This window comes from Mesorhizobium amorphae (genome assembly GCF_014843845.1).
Lineage (GTDB): Bacteria > Pseudomonadota > Alphaproteobacteria > Rhizobiales > Rhizobiaceae > Mesorhizobium > Mesorhizobium amorphae_A.
The window spans coordinates 58,158-84,745 of sequence record NZ_JHQS01000017.1 but is presented as its reverse complement, the minus strand read 5'-3'; the positions used below and the strand labels follow the sequence as shown (position 1 = coordinate 84,745).

Below are 26,588 nucleotides of genomic sequence, written 5' to 3'. Positions count from 1 at the left end.
CATACTTATACGAGATCCGTGACGGCTGTTTGAAGGCAAGAGCGAGGCGATTGAGGGGCGATGCGGGGCAGAACCGTGTCGTCGGTCCCGCCCATAGCGCAAAGCCGTTCCGGGGCTTGGCCCGCCCTGGAAAGGGTATGGACGGAATTTCGCGCTCAGACGTAGCGGTTGACGATATTCTCGAGCAGTTCCTGGCGGCCCGAGCGCGGCTGTGGCTCGATCTTCTTCTTCACCACACGCTCGGCGATCTCCTCCAGCGTGCGTTTGCCCGACAGCATCGCCTTGGCCTCGGCCGAATTCCAGCCGGCATAGCGTTCGGCCAGCGGTCCCGACAGCGCCTTGTCCTCGACCATGCGGGCGGCGGCCTTGAGCCCGCGTGCACAAGCGTCCATGCCACCGATATGGCCGATCAGCAGGTCCTGCGGATCGAGCGACTGGCGGCGCAGCTTGGCGTCGAAATTAGTGCCGCCGGTCTTGAAGCCACCGGCCAGCAAGACCTGGTAGTAGGCGAGCGCCATTTCCGGCACGTTGTTGGGGAACTGGTCGGTGTCCCAGCCGGATTGGTAGTCGTTGCGGTTCATGTCGATCGAACCGAAGACGCCGAGCGCATTGGCCAGAGCCAGCTCGTGCTCGAAGGAATGGCCGGCCAGGATGGCGTGACCCTGCTCGATGTTGAGCTTGACCTCCTTCTCCAGCCCGAAGCGCTTGAGGAAGCCGTACACCGTCGCGACATCATAGTCGTACTGGTGCTTTGTCGGTTCCTGCGGCTTCGGCTCGATCAGGATGGTGCCCTTGAAACCGATCTTGTGCTTGTAATCGACCACAAGGCTGAGGAAGCGTCCGGCCTGGTCCTGCTCGCGGCCAAGGTCGGTGTTGAGCAGCGTCTCATAGCCCTCGCGGCCGCCCCATAGCACGTAGTTCTCGCCCTTCAGCCGCTTGGTGACGTCGATGCAGCTCTTCACCGTTGCCGCCGCATAGGCAAAGACATCGGGATCGGGGTTGGTGGCCGCACCGGACATGAAGCGACGGTGCGAGAACAGGTTGGCGGTGCCCCAGAGCAGCTTGACGCCGGTCTGCTTCATCTTTCCCGCAAAGTAGTCGCCGATCTCGTCGAGGCGCGCGGCACTCTCCGAAAAATCCTTGCCCTCCGGCCGCACGTCGGCGTCGTGGAAACAGAAATAGGGTGCGCCGAGCAGCGAAAACATCTCGAAGGCGACGTCTGCCTTGAGCTTGGCCAACTCCATCGTGTCGATGCCGCCGGCCTTGGGAAACCAGGGACGGTCGAAGGTCTGGCCGCCGAAGGGATCGCCGCCCTGCCAGGCGAAGGAATGCCAGTAGGCGACCGCGAAGCGCAGATGGTCTTCCAACCGCTTGCCGGCGACAACCTCGTCGGGATTGTAGAACCGGTAGGCCAGCGGATTGGTCGAATCCGGTCCCTCATATTTGATCTTCTGGATGTCGCCGAAAAATCCGCTGCTCATGATTTCTGTCCTCTCGAAAGTTCGCCCCGATTACCGCAGGCGTAATTGGTTTCACGCTCACGCTGGTCGAAAAGGTTCGTGTCAAAGCCACTCAAAGAAGGAGACAGACCATGACCGACCTCAACACGATCGCCCAAAACTACATCACCGCCTGGAACGAGGGTGATGCGGACCGACGGCAGGCACTGCTGGAAGCGACCTTCACCGAAGACGTCAGCTACCGTGATCCGATCATGCAGGGCGACGGCCATGACGGAGTCGCCGCACTCATCGATGGTGTGCAGCAGCGTTTTGCCGGCTTCCGTTTCTCGCTGAAGGGCAAGCCGGACGGGTTCGCCGACACGATCCGCTTCTCGTGGAACCTCGGGCCGGAAGGCACCGAGTCCGTCATCGAAGGCACCGACATCGGCGTCATCGAGAACGGCCGCCTGAAGAGCGTCACCGGCTTCCTCGACAAGGTGCCGGCGCAGTGAGCCGCGATGCCACGGCGTGGGCGAAAGTCCGCTCACGCCGTGGCGCCCTTGATCGCCGGATAAAGCGCCCGGTAGCGGTCATAGGCGTCGGCATAGGCGCGGATTAGCCCCGTATCCGGTTCGATGGTCGCGTCGGTGGCCGGCGCGGTGCAGATGCTGAGCGGATCCGCACCGGTCGCCGCGATCAGGCCGAGCCTGGCCGCGCCGAAGGCGGCGCCGAAATCGCCGTCGGCAGGAATGTCGACCGGGATCTGAAGCGCGGTGGCGATCGCCTTCAGCCAGTAACGTGAGCGCGAACCGCCACCGATCGCCGTCACCCGCGTCAATGTCGTGCCGGCCTTTTTCAACGCTTCGAGACTGTCGCGGAAGGCGAAGGCGACGCCTTCGAGCACCGCCTGGGTGAGCACGGCGCGGTTGGATTCATGCGCCAGGCCGGTGAACGCGCCGCGAATGGCGGAATCATTGTGCGGCGTGCGCTCGCCCGAGAGATAGGGCAGGAACGATACGCCGCTTGGTGCCTGGAGCGTATCGCCAAGCTCGGCGGTCAGTTCGCCGGCGCCCTTGCCTGATATCTCCGACAGCCAGTTGAGCGAATCGGTGGCCGACAGGATGACGCCCATCTGGTGCCAGGTGTTGGGCAACGCATGGCAGAATGTGTGCACCGCGCTTGCCGGATTGGGCAGATAGGACGCGTTGGCGGCAAACAGCACGCCTGACGTGCCGAGCGAGACGAAAGCGTGGCCGGCGCCCACCGTGCCCATGCCGCAGGCCGAGGCCGCATTGTCGCCGGCGCCGCCGGCGATCGGGATGCCGGCCTCGATGCCCCATTTCGAGGCCAATTCGGCGCGCAGGCCGCCGGCTTTCGCAGTGCCTTCGACCAGCGACGGCATCTGCTTCTCGTCGAGCGAGGTGGCGGCGAGAAGGTCGGCGGACCAGCGCCGCTTGCCGACATCGAGCCAGGACGTGCCGGCCGAATCGGACATTTCCGACATATGCTCGCCGGTCAGCCAGTGCCGCAGGAAATCCTTCGGCAAAAGCACCTTCGCCACCTTGGCGAAGATACCGGGCTCGTTGTTCTTCACCCAGGCGAGTTTCGGCGCGGTGAAGCCGGGGAAGACGATGTTGCCGGTGAGTTCGCGAAAGCGTGGATCGGCGTCGAGAGCGGCCGCTTCGGCGTGGCTGCGCGTGTCGTTCCACAGGATGCAAGGGCACAGGACCTTGTCTGCGGCGTCGAGCAAGGTGGCGCCATGCATCTGGCCGGAGAGGCCGATGCCTTTCACCGTCGCGAGTTCTTTCGGATGGGATGCCTTCAGTTCGGCGATTGCCGTCTCGCAGGCCTGGATCCAGTGAGCAGGATCCTGCTCGGACCAGCCGGGATGCGGTCGCGACACGTCGAGCGAGCCATGGCCGGAGCCGACAACAGTCTGACCGGCATCGATCAACAGCGCCTTGACGCCCGACGTGCCCAGATCGAGGCCGAGATACATGCTTTCCTCCCACTGCCATTATTTTTTTCGGATCTCGAAAAAATCTGGCTTGGCCAGTTTTTAAGGCAAGATTCGTCGCTGGTCAATTCTCGGACAAATCGGCAGCGCGGTGCGAAAACAATGCCGAGAGCGGGCTGTCCGGTCGCGCCAGCGTGCGTTCCGCCGTTAGCGCCCGCGACAGGGCATGGTCGCCGGAACGCAGCGCCGCCTCGATCAGGGTGAGATCGATGACGTCGCGCTGCGCGTGGCTGCCGCCGAAGCGCTGGGCGATGGCGCGAATCGGCCGGATCAGGCGTACCGTCTCGGCATAGTTGCCGTCGCCGAATGCCTTGATGGCAAGTGTGAGGGGATGGCCGACATCCCGGGTGAAGGCAGCATTGTCGTCGTTGCCGCGCATCGCCTCGCGCTGTGCTTCGAGCAGGGTTTTGGCCGGCGCTTCGAGGCCGGCGCCGACGAAGGCCATCATCGCATGCGCATCGTTGAAGGCGTAATTGCCGGCGCCGGCCTTGGGCCAGTTGGCGGCAAGGGCTGCCCAGCGGTCGCCGACATCGGCGCCGCCGAGATAGAGCCGCCACAGGATCGCCGAGGCATCGACCATGTTGAGCGCCAGCGTCGACGGCGTGCCGTAGATCGGTCCATCATAGAGCGCCAGCACCTCGTCGGTGTCGCCGAGATCGTAGTGGAACAGCGACAGATGCCACCAATTGTGCACCTGCAGGAAGCTGTCCTTCGTCCACGCCTCCGGGTTGGCGCGCATCCAGGCGATTCCGTCCCTCTGCCGGCTCTGCATTTCCATGACATGGGCAACGGCATGCTGCGCCCAGCCGTCGCGCGGCTCGATGTCGACCGCCGTGCGGCCAAGCCTTTCGGCGCGCGCGTAGTCGCCCATCTCCTCCAGCCCGAAGGCCTGCATGCCGAGGACGGCGTGGTAGCCCGGCATATCCTTTTGCCACGATGGCAGCGCGCGGCCGATGCGGTCGCGCAGCATGCGGGCATTGCCGGTGAAGAAGTCGATCTGGTGTCCGGTCTGCAGCGCCACCATGTCGAGCGGAAAGCCGATGGCGACATCCTCGAGGGTTCGGGAGGCTTCATGCCAGCGACCGGCGGCGAGATGGCCAAGGGCCGCAACATGCGCCTGTTCGCGCGGCGTGGCGGCAAGCGACAGCGCCGCCTCGTGACATGTCCTGGCCACCAAACTTGCCTCGCGCTCGGTGGCGAGGCCGAAGAGATAGCCCTTGAAGACATGCGCCATGACGAAATCGGGGTTTTCGGCGATGGCGCGGTCGGCTGAGGCGACGGGATCGCCAATGAAGCACTGCAGTTCGCGCACGGCCTGGGCGTAAGGCGCGAAACCGGCCTCCGTCGCACCCGATAATGTCAGGCCGAATGCGTCCTTGACCGCCATGCCTTGCCCTCCATCAGATGCCGAGGCCAACCCATCTTAGGCCAACAAAAGCTGGCACGCCAACCCTGGGCCCGGGCCCCATCGAGCAAGCAAATCAGGCAGGGCAGGCAAATTTCTGCTGCCCTCAATTTCCCGAACGCACCGCCATGGTGGCGATGCCGGCGCCGACCAGAAGCGTGCCGCCGGTGCGGTTGAAGATGCGGATCGCCCGCGGGTTGCGCACGACATTGCGTGCCCTGGCCGCGATCAGCGCATAGCCGAAGGCATTGGCGAAGGCGAGCGCCAGGAAGGTCGTTTCGAAGACCAGCATCTGGGTCCAGAAATCCGCGTGGCGGTCGAGGAACTGCGGCAAGAAGGCGACGAAGAAGGTGATGCTTTTCGGGTTGAGAGCCGTGACCAGCCAGGCATGCGCCATCATTTTCGCCGAGGACACCGCGTCGGTGCGCGGCTCGGCCTTGAGCGCGCCGCCAGCGCGGAACAGTTTTACGCCGAGATAGATCAGGTAGCAGGCACCGATCACCTTCAGCACCGTGAACACGGTGGCCGATGCCGCGAGCAGCGCGCCGATGCCAAGCATCGACAGCGTCATGGCGGTGAAATCTCCCAGCGCCACGCCGACCGCCATAGGCAACGCCGTGCGCCAGCCCTGGCCCAGCGCATAGGACACGACCAAAAGGATGGTCGGACCGGGAATGACGAGAAGGATGGTGGAGGCGGCGGCGAAGGCGGCCCAGTTTTCGAAGGACATCGAAGTCTCCTTGAGCGCAAAGAAGAGGATAAATCCTTGGGTGCGCAAAGAAGAGGATAAATCCTTGGGTGCGCAAGAATGTAAAGGGGGCTTCTTCGAAATCCCGCGGCGGGCCGTTTCGCCCTACCGGCACCGGCAACGGCAGAACAGGGTTAAGACCAAAGTCCGGCCCTTCACGCTTTTTCAACCATGATTGGCGAAACTGCCCCTATCCGGCCGGACCGTGTTTCCCGCCGCCAGCGTAGGGTTTGGGTGCATGCGTAAGCCGCAAAATCTGACGCCGCCAGTGAATGGCGACGCAAGCGAAACCGAAAATCTGCTTTCCCGCCGCGCGGTGCTGTCAGGCGCCGGCGCGATCACGCTGCTCGGCATGGCCGGCTGCAGCCAGACGCTCGACCTGCCGCAGCTGCAGCTCGACGACACCACCACCGGCTCGGTGCGACCAATCCGTCCCGCGATCAGCGTCGACAAGAACATCACCGGCCCGGACGTGATGTACGCCTCGCTCACCGATGGCGGCTTCGAGGTGCCGGCGGTGCCCTATCAGAAGGTCAAGGCGGAGTTCCGTCGCCAGATCGTCGTCGACCAGACCGGCGAGGCGCCCGGCACCATCGTCGTGCATTTGCAGGAGCGCATGCTCTACCTGGTGCAGCCTGGCGGTGAGGCGATCCGCTACGGCGTCGGCATCGGCAAAGACGGCTTCCGCTGGTCCGGCCGCGCCAACATCCAGTACGGCAAAGAATGGCCAGTCTGGACCCCGCCGCCCGAAATGATCGCGCGCAAGCCGGAACTGGTGAAATGGCAGGGCGGCCAGCCCGGCGGCCTCACCAATCCGCTCGGCGCCCGGGCGCTCTACATCTACCAGGACGGCAAGGACACCGGCTACCGCATCCACGGCTCGCCGGAATGGTGGAGCATCGGCCAGGCGATGTCGTCGGGCTGCGTGCGCCTGATCAACCAGGACATAATCGACCTCTACAGCCGCGTTTCCAAGAAGAACCCGGTCGTCGTCGTCTGATCGTTCAACGGCTGCTCGCAGCCGTTTGACTCTCCCGTTGCGTGATGCCGCAAGACAGGCGAATGTGCTTGCGAAGCCACCATCCGGGAGAATTGAAGAATGTCAGGAACGTTTGTGATCGCGCAGGGCGGCGGACCGACCGCTGTCATCAACCAGACCATGGTTGGTGCAGCACTGGAGATCCGCAAGCGGCATCCCGGCGCCAAGGTGCTGGGCTCGATCCATGGCGTGCGCGGCATTCGTGACGGCAACTATGCCGACCTCTCTTCCATCCCGGAGGAACAGCTCAGGCTGATCGCGGCGACGCCGAGTGCGGCACTGGGCTCGACGCGTGACAAGCCGGACGCCGCCTATTGCGAGGTCATCCTCAACGGCCTGAAGAAGGCCGGAGCCGACGCCTTCATCTATATCGGCGGCAATGACACGTCCGGCACGCAGCAGATCCTGACCGACGCCGCTGGCGGCACGATGGCCTTCGTGCACGCGCCGAAGACCATCGACAACGATCTCGAGGAGAACGACCACACGCCGGGCTTCATCTCGGCGGCCGAGTTCGTCGCCGGCGCCTTCCTCTCGGTCGATCTCGATTTCCGCGCCTTGCCCGGCATCTATGTCGGCATCGTCATGGGCCGGCACGCCGGCTTCCTCACCGCAGCCGCGGCCGCATGGCAGCTCGACCCCGACAGCGGCCCGCATCTCGTCTACGTGCCGGAGCGGCCATTCTCAGCCGCCGGCTTCATCGACGACGTGCGCGCCACGCTCGACCGCCACAAGCGCTGCATCGTCGCCGTGTCGGAAGGCGTCAGCACCGCCGACGGCAAGGCACTGGTCGAAAGTCTGGTGCCACCGGAGAAGCTTGAGCGCGACGCCCATGGCAACGTCAAGCTGTCGGGCAGCGACCTGCCGGCAGCGCTCGAGCGGGCGCTCGCCGAAGGCCTGCCGGGCAAGCGGGCGCGCGTCGATGCACTGGGCTACATGCCGCGCGGCTATGTTGGCGCCATCAGCGCCGTCGACGCCAAGGAAGCCTTCGATGCCGGCGCCTTCGCCGTTGCCGTCGCCGAGGAGGGCGGCGGCTCGGTGGCGCTGCAATATGACGGCACGAAGACCGTGCTGAAGAAGGTGCCGCTGAAGAACGTCGCCGGCAAGACGCGCCACATGCCCGACGATTTCATGAAGCCCGATGTCAACCAGCTGTCCGAGGCCGGCATGGCCTATCTGAAGCGGCTGGTGCCGGAAAAATACAAGGTCGGAAAGCCCTTCGTCTGATGGGCGCCAGTCTGGTCGGTGAGCGTCTGGCGGGCGACTGGTTCAGCAAGACCAGCGTCGACGCCAGGACGACGATGCTGACCGAGCCGTTCGTGCACGATTTCGTGCGCGCCAACATCTGGCATCTCAAAGGCCGCGACGTCGACCTGCTCGTCGATACCGGCATGGGCATCTGCCCGTTGGCGCCTCAGATCGACACGCCTGCCGGCAAGCCGCTGCTGGTCGTCGCCACGCATATCCATCTCGACCATGTCGGCTCGCTGCACGAATTTCCGCTGCGGGCGGGACCGGAGCAAAGCGCCGAAAAATTCGACAGCATGGATGAGGCGGTGACCTACGCCTACATGTTCCACAACCTCGACGGCGCCGTCTCGAAATTGCCGGCGCCCTGTTGGAAAGCGGCCGACTACAGGATCCCGCCGGCACCGCTGACAAGGACGCTTGCCGAGGGCGATGTCGTCGATATCGGCGACCGGCAGTTCAAGGTGCTGCACCTGCCGGGACATTCGCCTGATTCGATCGCGCTGTTCGACGAGGCCGACGGCCTGTTTTTCGCCGGCGATGCTATCTATGACGGCATGCTGATCGACGACCTGCCGGATTCCGACCGCGCCGCCTATCGTCGCACGATGCAGCGGCTGCTCGACCTGCCGATCCGCATCGGCCATGGCGGGCACGGGCCGAGCTTCGACGGCAAGCGGATGCGGGAGATCGCCTCGGCCTATCTCAGCCGCAGCAATGGGCGTTGAAGCGCCGACCGAAGCGCCTGCGGACATTAAATCTTCGTAAGATGGCACAAGAACCCTAATTCGGACCCATCCAGACCCTAGATGCAGGTCTGTCGATCCGGTCGGCTGCCATGCCAGGCGAGACAGGCAATCGCGACCGTCGACACGCCGGATGGCCGGTTTCCCATACAGGAGGCGGCCACGGCGCCGGATCAACTCTCGCCCGGACAGACGACCATGTCAGATATCCTTCGCAGACATCGCGTCGCGGCCTTGCTGGGCGCTGCGCTGATCCTATCCCCCTTCGTGGTGTCCTTCGCAGACAGTGCGAACAATATGGGCGCAACCAGCACCGTTCCGACAACCCAGACCCCCGTCGCCGGCATAAAGGCGCCGAACGGCTCGTTTGCTCCGATCGTGGCGGCCGACAAGCCGGCGGTGGTGACGGTCACCACCGTCATGAAAGCGCAGCCGGAAACGATGAGCGAAGACTCCCCCTTCGACGGCGGTTCGCCCTTCGACGACTATTTCCGTCAGTTCTTCGGCGACCAGGCAACACCCATGCCCAAGACCCCGCCGCAGCAACAGTCGCAGCGTGCGGAGGCACTTGGGTCCGGCTTCATCGTCGGCTCGGATGGCACCATCGTCACCAACAATCACGTCATCGATGGCGCCACCTCGATCAAGGTGACGCTCGATGATGGCACCGAGCTTCCCGCCAAGCTGGTCGGCCGCGATGCCAAGAACGATCTCGCCGTGCTCAAGGTCAAGGCCGACAAGTCCCTGCCGACCGTCAAATGGGGCGATTCCGACAAGCTAATGCCGGGCGACCAGGTGCTGGCTTTCGGCAACCCGTTCGGCATCGGCACCACGGTCACCGCAGGCATCGTTTCGGCGCGCGGCCGCGACCTGCACAGCGGTCCGTTCGACGACTTCATCCAGATCGACGCGCCGATCAACCACGGCAATTCCGGCGGCCCGCTGGTGGATGTCGCGGGCGATGTCGTCGGCATCAACGCGGCGATCTATTCGCCCAATGGTGGCAGCGTCGGCGTCGGCTTCGCCATCCCGTCTGACCAGGCCGAGAAGGTGGTCGCCAAGCTGATGAAGGGCGGCGACATCCAGTATGGCTATCTCGGCGTCCAGATCCAGGAGGTGACGCCGGACGTCGCCAGCGCCATGGGCCTTGACCATCCCGGCGGCGCACTGGTTTCCGAGGTCACCGACGGATCGCCGGCCGCGAAGGCGGGCATCAAGACCGGCGACGTCATCACCGGCTTCGCCGGCCAGGAGATAAAGGATCCGAAAGACCTGTCGCGTGCCGTCGCCGACGTAGCGCCGGGTGCCAGGGAAACGCTCAATGTCTGGCGCAACGGCAAGGCCATGCAGATTTCCGCCGATGTCGGACGCAACAGCGATGATGCGAAGACCGCCTCGGCCGAAGGCAGTGACGGCAAGTCCCAGGAACAGGCCTTGCGGGTGCCGTCACTCGGCCTCGGCCTCACCGACCTCACGCCGGATGTTCGCGAGCAGCTGAACCTGACCGACGACCAGCGCGGCGCCTTGGTCGAACGCGTCAATCCGGACAAGGCGGCCTCGGCCGCCGGCATCCAGCCGGGCGACGTCATCGTCGGCGTCGACCAGACCCCAGTGAAGAACGCCAGGCAGGCAAACCAGGCGATCGCGCAGGCCGGCAAGTCCGGCAGGAAATCCGTGCTGCTGCTTGTCGATCGCGGCGACGCGCAGATCTTCGTCGCGGTGCCCTTCGCCGCCGGCTGAGGCACGAGCAACGCAGGCTTGCCGCGTCGGCGGCGAGCCTGTCGGGCCGCCCAAGATTCCTGTTGCCCGCCGGGATATCTTCGCGAACACTGGCTGCGGTCGATTTCGGCCGCACCGCAAACGGATTGTCCCGATGGTTACCCGCGGCTTCTCTTCCGGGCGAAGGCCCCCGACGGATACGGATGCCCGCATCCCGCCCGGACAGTATCTCGAGCAAGGTTTTCCCGTGCTGTCGACCGGACCGACGCCGCGCTTGCGCAGCGAGGACTGGTCGTTCACGCTCAAGCACGGACCGCGACCGATCAAGAAATGGAACTGGGCCGAGTTCAATGCGCTGCCGCTGACCCGGATGACGCGCGACATCCATTGCGTGACCGCGTGGACCAAGTTCGACACGGCATGGCAAGGCGTGCTGATCGACGACATCCTCGCCGATGCCGGCATCGAGCCGCCGACCGCCTTCACGCTGGCGCATTCGTTCGACGGCTACGCCACCAATGTGCCGGTGAAGGATCTTGTCGCCGGCAAGGCGATGGTGGCGCTGCTTTATGAGGGCAAGCCGATCACGCCGGACCATGGCGGGCCGGCGCGGCTGCTGGTGCCGCATCTCTATTTCTGGAAGTCGGCCAAATGGCTGAACGGGCTGCAGTTCACCGAACGCGACGAGCCGGGCTTTTGGGAATTGCGCGGCTATCACATCTATGGCGACCCGTGGCGCGAGCAGCGCTACTCGGGCGACCCATGAGCGAGGCAGCGGCGGCGCAATCGCCCTGGCAGACGGCGAAGATCATTCGCATCGAAAAGCGCACGCCGCGCGTCACCAGTTTTGTCTTCAAGCTGTCGCGGCCTTTTGTCTATCAGGCCGGACAGCATGTCGATGTCCGGCTGACGGCGCCGGATGGCTACCAGGCGCGCCGTTCCTATTCCATCGCCTCGGCGCCCGAGAGCGGCGGGACTATCGAGCTGGCGATTGAGCGGCTCGACGATGGCGAGGTCTCGCCCTTCTTCCACGAGGTGGCAGTGGTCGGCGACGAGATCGAGTTGCGTGGTCCGCTCGGCGGCCATTTCGTCTGGTCCGACAAAGACGACGGACCGCTGCTCTTGGTCGGCGGCGGTTCCGGTGTGGTGCCGCTGATGGCGATGGTGCGCCACCGGGCAGCGCGGAAATCCTCAGTGCCGGTCGCGTTGGTGTTTTCGGCGCGGATCTGGGACGAAGTGATCTTTCGCGATGAGTTGATCAAGCTCGACGATCGCCGCGACGGGTTCGACCTTGTGCTGACGCTGACGCGCGAGGCCGCACGGCGCCCCGAGGACTATTCGCGACGGATCGATGCCCAGATGATGATGCAATCCATGGCTCGGCTGCCCGAGCCGCCGAAGCTTGCCTTCGTCTGCGGCTCGAACGCCTTCGTGTCGACCGCCGCCCAGGCGTTGATCGATGCCGATGTCCCGGCCAGCCTCATCCGCACCGAACGCTACGGCGTCTGAGCCGTCTGCTTCAGGCCTCGATTTCGAGCGCCGACAGCGGCTTCGAGCAACAGGCCAGGATAAACCCGTCGTCGATCTCGTGATCGAGGATGCCGCCATTGTGGCTCATCTCGACGTCGCCCGAGACCTTCTTGACCTTGCAGGTTCCGCACAGGCCGAATTCGCAGGCCGCGGGGATCCTGACGCCCGAGGCGCGTGCCGTCTGCAGCACGGTCTGCCCTGCAACGCATTCGGCGTCGACATCCGAAAGCGCGAAGCGGATCGGGGTCACGGCCTCGGCAGGCGCTCCGGTGCCGCCGTCCGCCGGGACGGCAAACGGCGCCGGTACTTCCTCGACCGCGGGAGCGGCGAAGCTTTCCTGGTGGTATCTGGCCATGTCGAAGCCCGAGGCTTCAAGCATCTGCCGCACCGCACGCATGAACGGGTCGGGACCGCAGCAAAAGATTTCGCGCTCGCGGAAATCGGGCGCCAGCAGTGGCAAGCGGATGGCATCGATACGGCCCATATGGCCGAACCAGCCTTCACGGCTTGATCGCTCCTCGATCATGAAGCCGAGCGACAGGCCGGGCATGCGGCTGCCGAGCAACTCAAGTTCCTTGCGGAAGATGATCTCTTCCGGCCGCCGCGCACAGTTGACGAAGCCGACATCGGTCCATGGCGCGCAGTCGTTCAGCCAGCGCAGCATCGACATCATCGGCGTGACGCCGGAACCGGCCGAGATGAACAGATATTTCGCCGCCGGATGGCTGTGCAGCGAAAAGTCGCCCACCGGCCCATAGGCCTTCACGTGGGTGCCGGGCTTCAGATGATCGAACATCCAGCGCGTGCCGAGGCTGCCGGCCTGCGCCTTCACCGTCACCCCGATCGAGAACGGCCGCGACGGCGACGACGACAGCGTGTAGGTGCGCATCAGCGGGCCGCCGGCGGTTGGCAGTTCCAGCGTCACGAACTGGCCCGGCTTGTAGCGGAACCAGGTCTGGTTGTCGGAGCGGAAGGTGAAGGTCTTGACGTCGGGCGCCTCGTCGGCGACGCCGATCACTTCCAGCACCTGCAGCTTGTCGTTCCAGGGTGCCATCTCGTCGAGGTGGCGGTAGAGCCCGAGATCGGTCATGGCGTTCATCCCCTCACCCCTCAGGCGACGCTGCGCAGCGCCGGCCGGCCGCCTTCGGCAAGGCGCGGGCCGATGAAGGACGCGTACCATTCGATGAACTGGATGACGCCGCCCTCATGCAGCTCCGAATAGGGGCCGGGCTCATAAGCCGGCGACAGGATGCCGAAGGCGTTCTCCTCGACGATGCGGCGGTCCTGGTCGTTGGTTTCGGTCCAGACATGCGTAAGTTCTTCGAGGTTGTAGTCGACGCCTTCGACCGCATCCTTGTGGACCAGCCACTTCGTCGTCACAGCGGTTTCCGTGGCGCTGATCGGCAGCACGCGGAAGGTCACCGCGTGGTCGATGAGAATGTGGTTCCATGTCGTCGGGTAGTGATAGTGCATCAAAGTGCCGATCCGGTCGGCTGAGACTGTGTCGGACAGGTTCTTCGTCACTGCCCGCTTGCCGTTCATCGTATAGCTGACGGCATCGCGCAGCAGCGGCGCGCGGGTGGCGCGATATTGTCCGGCCGGGTCGATGCGGAACTTGCTAGGCAGGCCCGCCGCCTCGCATTTCGCCCAGTGCGCCAGCATTTCGGGGTCGCTGTCGGCGCCGTTAACGCCGGTTACGGTCGGGGCCTCGGGGAAGGTTTTGCAAAGTTCGGGATGGTTACCGGCGCAGTGATAGCACTCGCGGTTGTTTTCCCAGACGAGCTTCCAGTTGCCCTTTTCGACGATGGTCGATTCGAAGGCGACCTTCGCCTCGCGCAGCCGGTGCGGCAAGAGATAGGGCTCAATCAGGGCGCGCATCGGCGCGAAGTCCGCCGGCTCCTTGGCCAGGCAGATGAAGATGTAGCCGCCGACGCTCTCGCAAGCCACCGGCTTCAGGCTGAACTGGCTCTTGTCGAAACCATCGGCCATCTGCCGGGCGAACAACAGCCTTCCGTCGAGTTCGTAGGTCCACTGGTGATAGGGGCAGACCAGCTTTGCCGCCGTGCCTTTCTCGGTGTTGCAGACGCGGCTGCCGCGATGGCGACAGGAATTGTGGAAGGCGTTGATCTTGCCTTGCTGGTCGCGCACCAGCACGACCGGGTAGTCGCCGATCTGGGCGGTGATGAAGCTGCCCGGCTTCGGCAGTTCGCAGTCATGGCCTATGAACAGCCAGTCGCGATACCAGATCAGTTCCATGTCGAGCTTGAAGAAATCGGCGTCGGTGTAAAAGGGCTGTTCCAGCGAGTAGCCCTGCTTGCGGCTGTGCAGCAGCCTCAGCATGTCGTTGCGCGCATCCATGTCCTGTCCTCGTGTTCAAGGACTGAACTGGTGGTGATGGAGGAAAGATTAGCGGCAACCCGGCGCCAGGCCGGACATGCACCATCCACCTCTTGACCGCCCACCGCGATCAGTCGAGTCTAGAAATCTCGGGCTGGTTTCCGGGCTCTGGAGTGTCCTTGCGGACGGTCGCGACACCTTCCCAGGCTTGTGGCCCAGTGGTCTCCCGTTGCGACTTGAACTCCACCACCGTTGCGGGGGCAGCGCCGGGTTTTGACCGGCTTCCCAATTCTCCGCTTCGTCGTCACCAAGCGGCACCTGAGATGCCATGATCTAAACACGACGGCCGGTTCGGTGGCGGCATGAAAGCGACATCGTATCCATGCGGGCGCGACACGGAATGTGAATCCCGCAGCCCATCTCCAGAGACGCCGACCTTCCGCTTCTGCCGCCTTGGCGCCGGTCACGACTCGCTCGCCGAATCAGACTTTAGCCGGCGTCGAAATGGTTAACGGTATCGAAAAGTGACTATTAGAGGATTCTAAAATCGAACCGAACGGTTCGTTTCTGTTGACGGTGCGTGCAGGACGGTGTGAACGCTGGCACTCCGACACAGTTGGTGATGCATAGGCGGGTTTTTGATAACCGACTGATAAAGTTGATAAAAATCTTGGTAGTAGTAGGCTCTGGTACAATTTCAAGATGCAGAGTCATGGTCCACGCGGAACAACTTCGTGATTGGAAACAGGTCATGGGGCCACCCACATCGGGGCTGTCCGAACGACGCGATTTCCTTCCCAAGACACGCCGCTAGACGGACGGAAAAACTGAAAATACTGGAGTATTAAGAATGAAAAAGATTGTTCTCACTGCCGCCGCCCTTCTGGCCATTTCCGGCAGCGCCTTCGCTGGTAGCGACAACTACGGTTCCAACGGTGCGAACCAGCCTGCCGCCGCAGTCGACGGCTCGCATACCGCTTCGATCCAGAAGCCGGCCCATGCCGACAACCAGCCCGTCGTTCAGGGCAGCGACCGCAACCTCTTCGGCAAGAACTAACAGTCGATCCCAAGACGAGACGCAGAGCGGCGGTCAAGCCCGCCGCTCCGGGATCTGAAATCCAGGAGTGCCCAAAATGAAGAAGATTGTCCTTACCGCCGCCGCGCTTCTGATCGCCGCCGGCAGCGCCTATGCCAATAACGACAGCGTTGGTTCGAGTGCCGTCAACAAGCAGACGACCGCCAACATCGACACCACGCAGACCTCGTCGATGCGCAACACCGAGTCGCCGGTCTACAAGCTGCTGAATTCGTCGGGCGACGTGCAAAAGTCAGCGCCCCAGGGCAGCGACCGCAACCTCTTCGGCAATCACTAACCGCCGAAGTTGCTAGCAAAACAAGAGCGGCGGGCCTGGCCCGCCGCTCTTGTTTCTATAAGATGCCGAATGGCCTGATGTTAGGCCGCCTTCACTTCCGGCGCGTGGAGCGAGAAGGAGTGGCCGTCCGCGTCGAAGATATGCAGGTCGCCGGCGTCCGCGCTCAGCCGCAGTGTCGCCCCGCGCTTGACCTCGACATTGCCCGGCATCTTCGTCACCAGCGGCAGGTCGGCGCGGCCGATATCGACATAGACGAGTTGAACCTCACCGAGCTGCTCGACATAGTCCACCGTTCCCTCGAACAGATAGTCCGTGCCGGTAGCAATCACCAGATCCTCCGGCCGCACGCCGAAGCTGACCGCAGCGCCTTTCGCAGACGCCGGCGTGGCGATCGGCACCGTTGCCTTGCGGCCGCCGACATGGCTGACGACGGTCGGGTTTCCGGTCTTGTCGACCGTCGCCGGCAGGATGTTCATGGCCGGTGAGCCGATGAACTGGGCGACAAACAGATTGCCTGGCCGCTTGTAGAGCTCCATCGGCGTGCCGACCTGCTCGATATGGCCTTCCTTGAGCACGACGATGCGGTCGGCCAGCGTCATCGCCTCGACCTGGTCGTGGGTGACGTAGATCATCGTCGTATTCGGCATCGATTCCTTCAGCTTGGCGATCTCGATGCGGGTGGCGACGCGCAGTGCCGCGTCGAGGTTCGACAGCGGTTCGTCGAACAGGAAGACTTTCGGATTGCGCACGATGGCGCGGCCGATGGCGACGCGCTGGCGCTGGCCGCCCGACATCGCCTTGGGGAGACGGTCGAGATATTTGGTCAGCTGCAGGATCTCGGCCGCCTGCCGCACGCGCTTGTCGATCTCGGCCTTGCTTTCCTTGCCGATCTTCATCGAGAACGCCATGTTGTCGTAGACCGTCATGTGCGGGTAGAGCGCATAGGACTGGAACACCATGGCGATGCCGCGCTTCGACGGCGGCACGTCGTTCACCACCTCACCGGCAATCTTGAGCTCACCGGAGGTAATCTCCTCGAGCCCGGCGATGGACCTAAGCAAGGTCGACTTGCCGCAACCCGAAGGACCGACAAAGACGATGAACTCGCCTGACTTTATGTCGAGGTCGATGCCGTGGAGAATGTGCAGATTGCCGTATGATTTCTTCACCTGTCTCAGCGTGACATCGGCCATGATTTCCTCCCAGTGGTTCCCTGCAAATTAATCGATACGCCCGAACCAGGCGCCGTAGCCGCCGAGGCGGATCGAGCCTGTCCCAGACTGTCCTGAAAAGCCGTGCCCGGGCAAGGGCTGCAGCGCCTGGCCGCCGAGGACGACCTCGGCCGGCTTGCTGCCCAAATTGAAGACGCAGACGACCTGCTCATTGCCCTCGCGGCGGGTGAAGGCGACGGTGTCGCCCTCGCTTTCGATGAAGGTGATGTCGCCCTTGGCCAGCGCCGAATGCTGGCGGCGGAAGGCGAGAAAGCGCCGGTAGTGCTCGAGCAGCGAGTTGGCGTCGCCCTGCTGCACGTTGACCGCTTGCGACAGATGCTTGCCGGGCACCGGCAGCCACGGCTTTGCGGTCGAGAAGCCGCCATTCCTGGCGGCGGCATCCCATACCATCGGCGTGCGGCAGCCATCGCGGCCCTTGAACTCCGGCCAGAAGCGGATGCCGTACGGGTCCTGCAGATCCTCGAATTGCAGTTCGGCCTCGCCCAGCCCGAGCTCCTCGCCTTGATAGATGCAGACCGAACCGCGCAGCGACATCAGCAGCGCCGAGATGACCTTGAGATAGGCGGTCGGATCGGCTTCGCCGGCGGCCCAGCGCGAGGCCGGCCGCATTACATCGTGATTGGAGAAGGCCCAGCATGACCAGCCATCGCTGGCGACCTTGCCGAAGGCTTCCAGAACCGAGCGTACCTTGGCGGCGCTGATCTTTTCCGGCGCCAGGAAGTCGAACGAATAGCACATATGCACGCGCTTGCCGCCGGCGGTGTAGGCCGCCACCACTTCCAGCCCACGCTGCGAATCGCCGACTTCGCCGACCGCGGCCTGTGCCGGATACTCGTCGAGCAGGGCGCGGAAGCGTTCCAGAAAACCGAGGTTTTCGGGGCGGCTCTTGTCGTAGAGATGGTCCTGATAATTGTAGGGGTTGACTGCCGGCGCCGTCTGATCGTTGCGCTCTTCCGGCGGCAGCGGCGGGTTGTTTTCCAGCCCCTGGCTGTGAAAGTAGAAATTGATGGTGTCGAGGCGGAAACCGTCGACGCCACGCTCCAGCCAAAAGCGGGTGACGTCGAGCAGTGCATCCTGCACTTCCGTGTTGTGGAAGTTGAGATCGGGCTGCTCGGCCAGGAAATTGTGCAGGTAATATTGCTGGCGGCTGGTGTCCCACTGCCAGGCCGAACCGCCGAAGATCGACAGCCAGTTGTTGGGCGGCGTGCCGTCGGGTTTTGCATCGGCCCAAACATACCAGTCGGCCTTCGCATTGGTGCGGCTCGAGCGGCTTTCCTTGAACCACGGATGGATGTCGGCGGTGTGCGACAGCACCTCGTCGATCATCACCTTGAGGCCCAGCCGGTGCGCTTCCGCCGTCAGCGCGTCGAAATCGGCCAGCGTGCCGAACATCGGGTCGACGTCGCAATAGTCCGACACGTCGTAGCCGAAATCCTTCATCGGCGACTTGAAGAAGGGCGAGATCCAGATGGCGTCGACGCCGAGCGATGCGATGTAGGGCAGCCGTTGGACAATGCCTTTCAGGTCGCCGATGCCGTCGCTGTTGGAGTCCTGATAGGAACGCGGATAGATCTGGTAGATCACCGCGCCCCGCCACCAGTCACGATCGACGGCGGGGTCCGGTCTGGATGTCACCTTCAAAGCCGATTGCATTGCTCTCAACCTCCTTTCACGGAGCCGGCAAGCAGCCCGCGTACGAAATAGCGCTGCAGCGAGAAAAACACGATCAGCGGCACGATAATGGTCACGAACGCCGAGGTCGTGAGGATCTCCCAGTCGCCGCCGCGCGAGCCGAGCAGCGCATTGAGCTTGGCGGTCAGCACGATCTGATCCCCCTCGGTACCCAGGAAAACCATCGCCACCAGGAGATCGTTCCATACCCAAAGGAATTGGAAGATGGCGAAGGAGGCGAGCACCGGGAACGACAGCGGCAGCACGATCTTGACGAAGATCTCGAAATCGCTGGCGCCGTCGATGCGCGCCGATTCCATGATCTCGCGCGGCAGGCCGGCAATATAGCTCCTGAGCAGATAGATGGCGAAGGGCAGGCCGAAGCCGGTATGCGCAAGCCAGATGCCCAGATAGGTCTTCGACGGCACGCCGAAGAAGGTACCGACGCCGTTGTAGAGTTTTAGGAGCGGGATCAGCGACATCTGCAGCGGCACGACCAGCAGGCCGATGATGACGGCGATCAGCAAAGCCCGGCCGGGAAAGCGCATCCAGGCCAGCGCGTAGGCGGCGAAGGCTGCGATCAGGATCGGGATGACGGTCGCCGGAATGGTGACGGTGAGCGAGTTCATGAAGGAGCGGCCGATGCCTTCCGAAAACAGCACCGTCTGGTAGTTGTCGGTGGTGAATTTCGGCGGCGCCGACGACGCATAATAGACGCGCTGGCCGCGATCGCCCTCGAAGGCTTTTGGCGAGGCCATGACGAATGTGCCGTCGGCGTTGAGCTGCAAGGTCACGCCGTCGCCGAGATCGGCGGTCGTGCCGGCCGGATATTGCGTCGGTGCGGCCGACTTGACGCCGAAGGCACTGACGTTGCGGGCGGTACCCTCGCCGAAGATGTTACCCTGGAGGACGAACTTGCCGTCCTTTTCGACCTGCGCCGAGGCCGGCGGCAATCGGCCGGCTTCGGTCTGACTGGAACTGGCGAATGAATTCCACCAGCCGGAAGCGATGATCTGGTCCTTGTCGCGCAGCGACGAGACGAGGATGCCGAGCGTCGGCACGGTCCAGATCGCCACGAAGATGAGCACCGCGATATGGACGCCGAAGCGGCTGGCAAACGACTTTCCGGTTGCGACGGCCATCTCAGTGCCCTCCCGTCTCTTTGTTGGCCTGGCGGATGTTCCAGACCATGATCGGAATGACGGCGATCATGATGATGATGGCGATGGTGGCGCCGCGGCCGAAATCACCGCCGCCGCGGAACATCCAGTCGAACATCAGATTGGCGAGCACCTGGCTGTTCCACTGGCCGTTGGTCATGGTCAGCACGATGTCGAACACCTTCAGCACGAGGATGGTGATGGTGGTCCACACCACCGCGATCGTGCCCCAGATCTGCGGCACCATGATTTTCCAGAAGATCTGGAACGGGTTGGCGCCGTCGATGACCGCGGCTTCCAGCGTCTCCTCGGGGATGCCGCGCAACGCCGATGACAGGATGACCATGGCAAAGCCGGTCTGAATCCAGATCAGGATGATCATCAGGAAGAAATTGTTCCAGAACGGCAACGATATCCAGACCTGCGGCTGGCCGCCGAAATACTGGATGATGGCGTTGAGCAGGCCGATCTGAGTCTGGCCCTCGCCGCGGTATTCGTAGATGAACTTCCAGATCACGCTGGCGCCGACGAAGGAGATCGCCAGCGGCAGGAAGATCAGGCTCTTGGCGATCGTGCCCCACCAGATCTTGTCGGTGAGCACGGCGATGATCAGCCCGAGGAAGGTACAGGCGGCCGGCACCACCGCCAGCCAGACGATGTTGTTGAGGATCGAGTTGCGGAATTCGCGGTCGCCGAATGCCCATTCGTAGTTGGCGAAGCCGACGAAATTGCCGCCGCTGCGATCGAGGAAGGACAGCCTCAGCGTCTCGACGACCGGGTAGATTAGATAGATGGTGAGGATGATCATCGCCGGGCCGACGAACAGCCAGGGACGGATCATTCCTTGCCGGCGCAGATTGTCGATGGCTGCTGCACCCTGGACTCCGCGCGACGGGAAAACAATGTCGACAAGCTTGTTGGCGCCCCAGAAATAGGCGACGCAGCCGCCGACGCCGATGATGATGACGAATATGGCCGAAAAAATCTGAGCCGCCATGGGTCCCTCTCCCCTGCGCATGATCCGCCACTCGAGAAAGAGCTTGGCGACGGGATCATGAGCCGATTCAGTTGTGAAGCGCGAGCAGGTGCCGGGCGGGTACTCGCCGCGGCAGGCCACGCTTCATGAAAACGCTACAGTCGGGCCGACGATGCGATCCGGGCCATCGAGGCCCGGATCCTGTCACGACGGGTAAGCCTGCCATCGGCGGCTTACTTGATGGCGTCCCAGCTCTTCTGGATGTCGGTGGCGACATCCTGGGCCGACTTGCCGCCGACCAGGTCGATCATGCCGGTCCAGAAGGAACCGGCGCCGATCTTGCCCGGCATCAGGTCGGAGCCGTCGAAGCGGAAGGTCGAGGCGTTGGCCAGGATCTCGCCCTGCTTCCTCAGTGCGTCGCTGGCATAAGCTTCCTTATTGACCGACTTGAACGGCGTCACAAAGCCGCCCTGGGCCATCCAGATCTCATGCGCCAGCGGCATCTTCAGGAATTCGATGAAGGCGCGCGCCGCCTTGCTATCCTTGGTAATCATGGCCAGCGTGCCGGCACCGAGAACCGGGGTGCCGAGCTCAGGCTTGGAAGCGTAAGGCGGGAAGTAGAAGAAGTCGGCGTCCTGCCCCACCTTGGTGCCCTCAGGGAAGAAGGTCGGGATGAACGATGCCTGGTGGTGCAGATAGCATTTCGGCGGCACCGCGAAGAGGCCTTTCGGGCTGTCGCGGAAGTCGGTCGCGGCAACCGCCTTGGCGCCGCCGTCGACCATCTTGTCGTCGGTGGCGATCTTGCCGAAAATGTCGATGGCGTTGACGACTGCCGGATCGTTGAACGGGATCTCGTTCTTCACCCACTTGTCGTAGGTTTCAGGCGGCTGGGTGCGCAGCATGATGTCTTCGACCCAGTCAGTCGCCGGCCAGCCGGTGGCTCCGCCGGAGCCGAGCCCGATGCACCAAGGCGTGCCGCCGTCGGCGATAATCTTCTTCTCAAGCTCAGCCAGCTCTTCCTGCGTCTTCGGCACCTTGTAGCCGGCTTCCTCGAAATTGTCCGGCGAGTACCAGACCAGCGATTTCACGTCGGCCTTGTAGGGGAAGGCGAAGAAGCCGGGCTTGCCGTCCTTGTCCTTGAAGGTGCCGAGGTCGACCCAGGATTGGCCGGCGCCGTAATTGTCCTTGACCCATTTGGCGGTGTCGTCGCCGAGCGGCGTCAGAAGGCCCTTGGAGGCCAGGTCCTGGATCAGGCCGGGCTGCGGCAGCACGGCGATGTTGGGCGGGCTGCCTGCCTGGGTGTCGATGACGATCTGCTGTTCGTAATTCTCGGATGAGGAGTATTTGATCTCGACGCCGGTGGCGTCCTGGAAATATTCGAGAACGGTGCGGATAAGGCCCTCGTCCTCGCCGCGCCACGGCCCGAAGATGGTCAGCGTCTCACCCTTGAGATCGACCTTCTTCAGCTCTTCGTAATTCGCCCAGTTGAAGCGCGGGTCCTCGCCCGGCTTGAACTTCAGTTCGGCTTGTGCCGGCAGGCTCAGGGCGAGCGTTGCGAACGCAGCGCCCAGCAGAAGCATTTTCTTCATCGCTATTCCTCCCAGTGGTCATGAACACCCGGACGGAACCTCCATTCCGCCCGCCGACGCCGCAGGACTGTGACTCAGTCAGAAAGGAACCGCAACCTTTCGAAGAGTCTTCCAAAGCGCTTTGGTCTTTTTGATCTCGCCATTGAATCGCTCGGGAGTCAAGAGGGTGGCTGGCTAATCGATTTAGTTTCGGCAAATAAGCGGCAGCTAAACTGCACTGCAGCACAGTTTTATGGCGGCGCAACAGCAATTCTGCTTCAAACTGGCCAGACCAGTGCGTATGCTTGCTCTGTTCGGCAGCGCCAGCCTTGGCACCGCTCGGATTCAAAATTAAAAGCGCTTTGAGGCTTGGAGGCCTCCGGTGAACCTGAAGCAGCTCTCGCACATGCTGGCGCTTTCGCAGACGACGGTAAGCCGCGCGCTGAACGGCTATCCGGAGGTCAACGAGGAAACGCGGCGGCGCGTGATAGACGCAGCCAAGCGCCATGGCTACCGCCCCAATCCGAGCGCGCGCCGGCTGGCCACCGGCAAGACCGGGATGATCGGCTATGTGCTGCCGACCGGTGCGGCCGTCGAGATCGACCCGCATTTCGTCGAATTCCTCTCGGGCCTCGGCGACTATGCCCGTTCGCACGAGCTCGACCTGGTGCTGTCCCCGGCTGACGCCGATGACCAGGAGACCACCTACCGCCGCATCGTCGCCAACCGGCAGGTCGACGCCGTCTACATCTCCTCGCCGCGGCCAGTTGACCGGCGAGTGGCGTTGCTCAATACGCTCGGCATCCCCTTCATCGTCCACGGCCGCAGTGAGGGCTTCGGCTTCGACTACCCCTTCACCGACATCGACAATGAAGGTGCCTTCCACGAGGCGGCGCGGCTGCTGATCCAGCTCGGCCACCGGCGGCTGGCGCTGATCAATGGCGACGACCGCGAGACCTTCGCCATCCATCGCGAGCGTGGCATGCGCCGGGCACTCACTGCCAGCGGCCTGACGCTCGGCGAGCGCCATATCTGCTCCGTGACTATGACCGAGGAGAACGGCTATCGCGCTGCCCGGCGCCTGCTTGAGCAGAGCGAGCCGCCGACGGCGATCGCCTGCTCCAGCCTGATCATGGCGCTGGGCGTGGTGCGCGCGGTGCGCGATCTCGGCCTGACCATCCCAGGCGACCTGTCGCTGATCGCCCATGACGACGTCTTCCCATGGCTGAAGCCGGAGAATTTTTCCGTGCCGCTGTCGACGACGCGATCGTCGATCCGTCTCGCAGGCGCGCGCGTCGCCGAACGGCTGGCGGCGCGGATTTCCGGGCTGGAAGAGGGCGCCCGCGGCGAAGTCTGGCCGGTCGACCTGGTGGTGCGGGGATCGGTTGCTGGGGCGCCATAGGCTATGTGATGTTCAGGTGGGGCCGGCCTGACCTGAATCTCACACAGCCTGTAGGTGCAACTTATTCCTTCGCCGCCTCTGCCGCCTTGGTGTCCAGCAGGCCATAGCCGAAATCATTGTCGCGGCCCTTCGGGCCGAGATCCCTGGCCGTTGCCGCCAGCGTCTTCTCGATCTCGTCGGCCGAGCGGTCGGGCGCGATGTGGATCAGATTGGCGACGGCCCCGCTCACGATCGCCGCCGCGAACGAGGTGCCGGTGACCACTTCGGAGCCGGCGCCGCTCGGTGCCACCATCTCGACGCCGGGGGCGGAGATGAAGACGTAGGCGCCGCGATTGGCCTGCGGCATCAGCCCGTCCTTGGCATCGGTGGCAGTGACGGCGATGACGCCGTCGAAGGCGGCCGGGTAGCCATAAGGCGCCTTCGGCCCGTTGTTGCCGGCGGCGGCAACCAGGACGATGCCGAGCGCACGGGCGTTGCGGCAGGCGATGCCGAGCAGGTCGTTCTTGGGGCCGACGAAGCTCATGTTGATGATGCGCACATCCTGCTCGGCCGCCCAGTCGAGCGCCGAAAGGATGACGTCCATGGTCGACTTGCCGCCCTCGAAGGCGCGGGCGTGGTAGATCTTCGCGCCGGGCGCCATGCCCTTCAGCTCACCGATGCCGGCGATCAGGCCATCGATCGAGGTGCCGTGGTCGCGCTTTTCGATCGGCACGTCGGGCATGGCGTCGAACTGGTCGGCGATGACGCCGGAGAGCGCCGGATTGGTGTCGTCGATGCCGGTGTCGATGACGGCGATGCGCACATTCTCACCGCTGGCCTGCTTCTCGTCGAGTTCGATGCGGTCGAAGGCATAGTTGACGATGGCGGCCGCCTGCTGCAGCGAATAGACATGGTTGGGCTCGCGCCGCCTTGTGCGGCCGTCGGCGGCCAACTGCGCCAGCACGACGCCGACCGGGCGGCCGTCGAGAATACCGAAGCGCGCCAGTGTGGTGCCCAGCAGCCGCGACTGGCGCTGCGAGCGCACTTCGAGGCCGAAGGAAGCGGCGATCTGCTGCACGACGCCGGCATCGCCGTCGACCGTGACCAGTACCTCGTCGGGCACGTAGTCACCGACGATGGCGCGCTGCGGCACGGTGGCGACGAGATCGGTCGGCGAAATGACCGGACCGCCAGGCACGGCGGCCGGAACCACCGGTGCATCGGCGGGCGCGGCCGGCGAAGGCAAAGCGCTGGCCGGATCGCGACGCGGGTCGGGCGTCGGCAACGGCGTCCCGCCGCCTCCGGTAGGATTGGGGAACAGGTCGACGATCAGCGCCGGGAGAAAGACGGCGCCCGTCGCGCCGGGCGTTCCGCCACCATCGTCGTTGGCGCAGTCGGCGCCGGCCGCATTCGTCCGGTCGAGACAGTCGGTTTTCGGCTGCGGCTGGTTCGTGCTCTGCGCAAAAACGGGCGTGGCGGCGATTGTCGTCGCCGCCAGCAAAAATCCAGCAAATCCGATGACCGCTTTAGCCGCCACTCGCCGGTTTCCTTCCCTCGATCACAGCATCCGCGAAAGGCTGGGCGGCAATAAGGCTGACCAGCTTCTCGTAGTCGGCAGCGGTCTCGGCCGCGATGGCGATGCGGAAGACACCATCGGCGGTCGGCCCGCCAGCGATCTTCAGCCCGTTCTCGCCGAGGAAGACGGCGATGTCCGAGATCTTCGCCTCCGGCTTGAACTTGACCAGGGCGAACGGCATTTTTGCCAGATCGTCTTCAGTGCCGGCAATTTCGAAATCATTGCCCTTGCCGCCCGGCTGCACGAAGGACTGCACCACGACGAGCGCCAGCAGCACCGCGGCCGCCGCCCAGGCGACGCCGACCGGCACCGCCATGAAGCGGTTGAAAGCCTGCGCCAGCCATGATTGACCTGCCGGAGCGCGCGCCGGGCCGGCCTCGGCGTCGAGCGCCTTGGCAAACCGGCTGAGCGCATCGGCCGGCGGGCGGATCGCCTCGTTGGCGGCGGCGGTGCCCGAGAATTCGGCCTCCGCCTCACCGAGCGCGGCAAGTGCCGCCGGATCGGTCGCCAGCCATTCCTCGACGGCTTCCAGTTCAGCACCTTCCAACGAGCCGTTCAGGTAGAACGGCAGCAGTGTTTCCATCTCGTCGCGGCGCGACATTTTTTCAGCGGCACTCATGGCCACCCCCTGTCGTAACCGGCGGCTTTCAAGGCTTCGCCGAGTTTCTTGCGGGCGTAGAACATCCGGGTCTTGACGGTGGCGACCGGAATGCCGAGCACCTCGCCGATCTCTGTCACCGACTGGCCATGGTAGTAGGCAAGGTCGATCACCGTGCGGTGCTCTTCCGGCAGCGCATCGATGAACCGCCGCAAGGCGGCAGCCTTGTCGTCCTTCATGGTGACGACTTCCGGCGTGTCGGCGCTGTCGGGGACCTGCGCCGCGTCATCGTCGTCGATCCAGTCTTCCTTTTTCTTGCGCAGCAAGGACAGCGCCTTGAAGCGGGCAATGCCGAGCAGCCATGTCGAGACTTCCGAGCGTCCTTCGAAGCCCGGCGCCTGGCGCCAGAGCTCGAGAAAGACCTCGTTCGCGATATCGTCGGCCATCATTTCCGATCCCGTCTGGCGCACCACGAAGCGATAGACCCGCGCGTGGTGGCGCATGAACAGGAGCCGCACGGCGGCCCTGTCGCCCTTCGCGACCCGGTCGACAAGCGCGCGATCGGTCTCCGTCGCTGCCGTCATGGCCGGTCGAGCCGCCTGGCTCCTGTCTGCTCTGTCGCCGATCGGTCCAAAAAGGTTCATCCTCCGCCAAGGAATTTTGGGAGGCTAACCGAAGAGCGCGGGTGTTGCCAGAGTGTAGCCTTCTCCCCGTCTCTATACGGGGAGAAGGTGCCGGCAGGCGGATGAGGGGCGGCACCCGCGTTCGCTATTCATATTCAACGTTCGCGCTGCCCCTCACCCTTACCCTCTCCCCGTATAG

At 63.9% G+C, this 26,588-nt stretch carries 24 protein-coding genes and 1 riboswitch; of the genes, 10 read left to right on the top strand and 14 right to left on the bottom strand.

The window, feature by feature from the left end:
- Nucleotides 1–155 precede the first annotated feature (155 nt).
- The gene (gene xylA, locus DH08_RS10765; protein ID WP_192179290.1) at nucleotides 156–1,481 is read right to left on the bottom strand and encodes a xylose isomerase; all 1,326 of its coding nucleotides are present in this window, start codon (nucleotides 1,479–1,481) and stop codon (nucleotides 156–158) included.
- Between the two features lie 110 nt (nucleotides 1,482–1,591).
- Between xylA and DH08_RS10760 the strand changes: the two genes are divergently transcribed.
- Complete coding sequence (locus DH08_RS10760) at nucleotides 1,592–1,954, top strand: nuclear transport factor 2 family protein (RefSeq protein WP_006202322.1); 363 nt, start codon at nucleotides 1,592–1,594, stop codon at nucleotides 1,952–1,954.
- Between the two features lie 32 nt (nucleotides 1,955–1,986).
- Here the strand turns inward: DH08_RS10760 and xylB are convergent, their stop codons facing one another.
- From xylB to DH08_RS10745, 3 genes are all read right to left on the bottom strand, one after another.
- Entirely contained in the window at nucleotides 1,987–3,441 is a 1,455-nt protein-coding gene (gene xylB, locus DH08_RS10755; RefSeq protein WP_192179289.1) for a xylulokinase, read from the bottom strand.
- Between the two features lie 82 nt (nucleotides 3,442–3,523).
- Nucleotides 3,524–4,846 carry a tetratricopeptide repeat protein gene (locus DH08_RS10750; RefSeq protein WP_192179288.1) on the bottom strand — a complete coding sequence of 441 codons (1,323 nt, stop codon included), beginning with the start codon at nucleotides 4,844–4,846 and terminating at the stop codon, nucleotides 3,524–3,526.
- Nucleotides 4,847–4,970: 124 nt separating this feature from the next.
- The gene (locus DH08_RS10745) at nucleotides 4,971–5,594 is read right to left on the bottom strand and encodes a LysE family translocator (protein WP_192179287.1); all 624 of its coding nucleotides are present in this window, start codon (nucleotides 5,592–5,594) and stop codon (nucleotides 4,971–4,973) included.
- Between the two features lie 256 nt (nucleotides 5,595–5,850).
- Between DH08_RS10745 and DH08_RS10740 the strand changes: the two genes are divergently transcribed.
- The 6 genes from DH08_RS10740 (at nucleotide 5,851) to DH08_RS10715 (ending at nucleotide 11,873) form a co-directional block, all read left to right on the top strand.
- Nucleotides 5,851–6,612, top strand: a complete 762-nt coding sequence (locus DH08_RS10740) for a L,D-transpeptidase (RefSeq protein ID WP_192179286.1) — start codon at nucleotides 5,851–5,853, stop codon at nucleotides 6,610–6,612.
- Nucleotides 6,613–6,711: 99 nt separating this feature from the next.
- The gene (locus DH08_RS10735) at nucleotides 6,712–7,878 is read left to right on the top strand and encodes a diphosphate--fructose-6-phosphate 1-phosphotransferase (protein WP_192179285.1); all 1,167 of its coding nucleotides are present in this window, start codon (nucleotides 6,712–6,714) and stop codon (nucleotides 7,876–7,878) included.
- Complete coding sequence (locus tag DH08_RS10730) at nucleotides 7,878–8,627, top strand: MBL fold metallo-hydrolase (RefSeq protein WP_192179284.1); 750 nt, start codon at nucleotides 7,878–7,880, stop codon at nucleotides 8,625–8,627. The genes DH08_RS10735 and DH08_RS10730 overlap by 1 nt, the downstream gene beginning before the upstream one ends.
- A 216-nt stretch (nucleotides 8,628–8,843) precedes the next feature.
- Nucleotides 8,844–10,385 carry a DegQ family serine endoprotease gene (locus DH08_RS10725; protein ID WP_192179283.1) on the top strand — a complete coding sequence of 514 codons (1,542 nt, stop codon included), beginning with the start codon at nucleotides 8,844–8,846 and terminating at the stop codon, nucleotides 10,383–10,385.
- Between the two features lie 133 nt (nucleotides 10,386–10,518).
- Complete coding sequence (locus DH08_RS10720; protein ID WP_192179282.1) at nucleotides 10,519–11,130, top strand: molybdopterin-dependent oxidoreductase; 612 nt, start codon at nucleotides 10,519–10,521, stop codon at nucleotides 11,128–11,130.
- Nucleotides 11,127–11,873: a ferredoxin reductase gene (locus DH08_RS10715; RefSeq protein ID WP_192179281.1), complete on the top strand. Its 747-nt coding sequence runs from the start codon at nucleotides 11,127–11,129 to the stop codon at nucleotides 11,871–11,873. Before DH08_RS10720 ends, DH08_RS10715 begins: the two co-directional genes overlap by 4 nt.
- Before the next feature lie 10 nt (nucleotides 11,874–11,883).
- Here DH08_RS10715 and DH08_RS10710 read toward each other — a convergent pair whose 3' ends face one another.
- Both DH08_RS10710 and DH08_RS10705 read right to left on the bottom strand, forming a co-directional pair.
- Nucleotides 11,884–12,984 carry an FAD-binding oxidoreductase gene (locus DH08_RS10710; RefSeq protein WP_192179508.1) on the bottom strand — a complete coding sequence of 367 codons (1,101 nt, stop codon included), beginning with the start codon at nucleotides 12,982–12,984 and terminating at the stop codon, nucleotides 11,884–11,886.
- A 20-nt stretch (nucleotides 12,985–13,004) separates the two neighbouring features.
- Nucleotides 13,005–14,252, bottom strand: coding sequence for an aromatic ring-hydroxylating oxygenase subunit alpha (locus tag DH08_RS10705; RefSeq protein ID WP_192179280.1), 1,248 nt, complete (start codon nucleotides 14,250–14,252; stop codon nucleotides 13,005–13,007).
- A gap of 114 nt (nucleotides 14,253–14,366) precedes the next feature.
- Nucleotides 14,367–14,568, bottom strand: a riboswitch (cobalamin riboswitch).
- Nucleotides 14,569–15,081: 513 nt separating this feature from the next.
- On the opposite strand from DH08_RS10705, the gene DH08_RS10700 reads away from it, so the two are divergent.
- Together DH08_RS10700 and DH08_RS10695 are read left to right on the top strand one after the other, a co-directional pair.
- On the top strand, nucleotides 15,082–15,288 hold the full coding sequence (locus tag DH08_RS10700) for a DUF680 domain-containing protein (RefSeq protein ID WP_192179279.1): 207 nt from the start codon (nucleotides 15,082–15,084) through the stop codon (nucleotides 15,286–15,288).
- A 76-nt stretch (nucleotides 15,289–15,364) separates the two neighbouring features.
- On the top strand, nucleotides 15,365–15,604 hold the full coding sequence (locus DH08_RS10695) for a DUF680 domain-containing protein (protein ID WP_192179278.1): 240 nt from the start codon (nucleotides 15,365–15,367) through the stop codon (nucleotides 15,602–15,604).
- An 80-nt stretch (nucleotides 15,605–15,684) separates the two neighbouring features.
- On the opposite strand, the gene DH08_RS10690 is transcribed toward DH08_RS10695, so the two are convergent.
- The 5 genes from DH08_RS10690 to DH08_RS10670 form a co-directional block, all read right to left on the bottom strand.
- On the bottom strand, nucleotides 15,685–16,797 hold the full coding sequence (locus tag DH08_RS10690; protein WP_006202338.1) for an ABC transporter ATP-binding protein: 1,113 nt from the start codon (nucleotides 16,795–16,797) through the stop codon (nucleotides 15,685–15,687).
- Between the two features lie 27 nt (nucleotides 16,798–16,824).
- The gene (gene bglA, locus DH08_RS10685; RefSeq protein WP_192179277.1) at nucleotides 16,825–18,489 is read right to left on the bottom strand and encodes a beta-galactosidase BglA; all 1,665 of its coding nucleotides are present in this window, start codon (nucleotides 18,487–18,489) and stop codon (nucleotides 16,825–16,827) included.
- Between the two features lie 5 nt (nucleotides 18,490–18,494).
- Nucleotides 18,495–19,649, bottom strand: a complete 1,155-nt coding sequence (locus DH08_RS10680; protein WP_192179276.1) for a carbohydrate ABC transporter permease — start codon at nucleotides 19,647–19,649, stop codon at nucleotides 18,495–18,497.
- Between the two features lies 1 nt (nucleotide 19,650).
- The gene (locus DH08_RS10675; RefSeq protein ID WP_192179275.1) at nucleotides 19,651–20,664 is read right to left on the bottom strand and encodes a carbohydrate ABC transporter permease; all 1,014 of its coding nucleotides are present in this window, start codon (nucleotides 20,662–20,664) and stop codon (nucleotides 19,651–19,653) included.
- A 212-nt stretch (nucleotides 20,665–20,876) separates the two neighbouring features.
- Entirely contained in the window at nucleotides 20,877–22,232 is a 1,356-nt protein-coding gene (locus DH08_RS10670; RefSeq protein ID WP_192179274.1) for an ABC transporter substrate-binding protein, read from the bottom strand.
- Between the two features lie 361 nt (nucleotides 22,233–22,593).
- On the opposite strand from DH08_RS10670, the gene DH08_RS10665 reads away from it, so the two are divergent.
- Entirely contained in the window at nucleotides 22,594–23,613 is a 1,020-nt protein-coding gene (locus tag DH08_RS10665) for a substrate-binding domain-containing protein (RefSeq protein WP_192179273.1), read from the top strand.
- Between the two features lie 61 nt (nucleotides 23,614–23,674).
- On the opposite strand, the gene DH08_RS10660 is transcribed toward DH08_RS10665, so the two are convergent.
- The 3 genes from DH08_RS10660 to DH08_RS10650 are packed head-to-tail and all read right to left on the bottom strand — an operon-like array spanning nucleotide 23,675 to nucleotide 26,350.
- Complete coding sequence (locus tag DH08_RS10660) at nucleotides 23,675–25,129, bottom strand: S8 family serine peptidase (protein ID WP_192179272.1); 1,455 nt, start codon at nucleotides 25,127–25,129, stop codon at nucleotides 23,675–23,677.
- Nucleotides 25,119–25,787 carry an anti-sigma factor gene (locus DH08_RS10655; RefSeq protein WP_192179271.1) on the bottom strand — a complete coding sequence of 223 codons (669 nt, stop codon included), beginning with the start codon at nucleotides 25,785–25,787 and terminating at the stop codon, nucleotides 25,119–25,121. The genes DH08_RS10660 and DH08_RS10655 overlap by 11 nt, the downstream gene beginning before the upstream one ends.
- Nucleotides 25,784–26,350, bottom strand: coding sequence for a sigma-70 family RNA polymerase sigma factor (locus DH08_RS10650; RefSeq protein ID WP_192179270.1), 567 nt, complete (start codon nucleotides 26,348–26,350; stop codon nucleotides 25,784–25,786). The genes DH08_RS10655 and DH08_RS10650 overlap by 4 nt, the downstream gene beginning before the upstream one ends.
- Nucleotides 26,351–26,588 lie beyond the last annotated feature (238 nt).

Coding starts and splice junctions, on each gene's coding strand:
- DH08_RS10695 (WP_192179278.1), top strand. CDS start 15,365: ATGAAGAAGATTGTCCTTACCGCCGCCGCGCTTCTGATCGCCGCCGGC.
- DH08_RS10745 (WP_192179287.1), bottom strand. CDS start 5,594: ATGTCCTTCGAAAACTGGGCCGCCTTCGCCGCCGCCTCCACCATCCTT.
- xylA (WP_192179290.1), bottom strand. CDS start 1,481: ATGAGCAGCGGATTTTTCGGCGACATCCAGAAGATCAAATATGAGGGA.
- DH08_RS10670 (WP_192179274.1), bottom strand. CDS start 22,232: ATGAAGAAAATGCTTCTGCTGGGCGCTGCGTTCGCAACGCTCGCCCTG.
- DH08_RS10750 (WP_192179288.1), bottom strand. CDS start 4,846: ATGGCGGTCAAGGACGCATTCGGCCTGACATTATCGGGTGCGACGGAG.
- DH08_RS10730 (WP_192179284.1), top strand. CDS start 7,878: ATGGGCGCCAGTCTGGTCGGTGAGCGTCTGGCGGGCGACTGGTTCAGC.
- DH08_RS10740 (WP_192179286.1), top strand. CDS start 5,851: ATGCGTAAGCCGCAAAATCTGACGCCGCCAGTGAATGGCGACGCAAGC.
- DH08_RS10700 (WP_192179279.1), top strand. CDS start 15,082: ATGAAAAAGATTGTTCTCACTGCCGCCGCCCTTCTGGCCATTTCCGGC.
- DH08_RS10690 (WP_006202338.1), bottom strand. CDS start 16,797: ATGGCCGATGTCACGCTGAGACAGGTGAAGAAATCATACGGCAATCTG.
- DH08_RS10655 (WP_192179271.1), bottom strand. CDS start 25,787: ATGAGTGCCGCTGAAAAAATGTCGCGCCGCGACGAGATGGAAACACTG.
- DH08_RS10650 (WP_192179270.1), bottom strand. CDS start 26,350: ATGACGGCAGCGACGGAGACCGATCGCGCGCTTGTCGACCGGGTCGCG.
- DH08_RS10705 (WP_192179280.1), bottom strand. CDS start 14,252: ATGGATGCGCGCAACGACATGCTGAGGCTGCTGCACAGCCGCAAGCAG.
- DH08_RS10720 (WP_192179282.1), top strand. CDS start 10,519: ATGGTTACCCGCGGCTTCTCTTCCGGGCGAAGGCCCCCGACGGATACG.
- DH08_RS10715 (WP_192179281.1), top strand. CDS start 11,127: ATGAGCGAGGCAGCGGCGGCGCAATCGCCCTGGCAGACGGCGAAGATC.
- DH08_RS10760 (WP_006202322.1), top strand. CDS start 1,592: ATGACCGACCTCAACACGATCGCCCAAAACTACATCACCGCCTGGAAC.
- bglA (WP_192179277.1), bottom strand. CDS start 18,489: ATGCAATCGGCTTTGAAGGTGACATCCAGACCGGACCCCGCCGTCGAT.
- DH08_RS10675 (WP_192179275.1), bottom strand. CDS start 20,664: ATGGCGGCTCAGATTTTTTCGGCCATATTCGTCATCATCATCGGCGTC.
- DH08_RS10725 (WP_192179283.1), top strand. CDS start 8,844: ATGTCAGATATCCTTCGCAGACATCGCGTCGCGGCCTTGCTGGGCGCT.
- xylB (WP_192179289.1), bottom strand. CDS start 3,441: ATGTATCTCGGCCTCGATCTGGGCACGTCGGGCGTCAAGGCGCTGTTG.
- DH08_RS10735 (WP_192179285.1), top strand. CDS start 6,712: ATGTCAGGAACGTTTGTGATCGCGCAGGGCGGCGGACCGACCGCTGTC.
- DH08_RS10680 (WP_192179276.1), bottom strand. CDS start 19,649: ATGGCCGTCGCAACCGGAAAGTCGTTTGCCAGCCGCTTCGGCGTCCAT.
- DH08_RS10710 (WP_192179508.1), bottom strand. CDS start 12,984: ATGACCGATCTCGGGCTCTACCGCCACCTCGACGAGATGGCACCCTGG.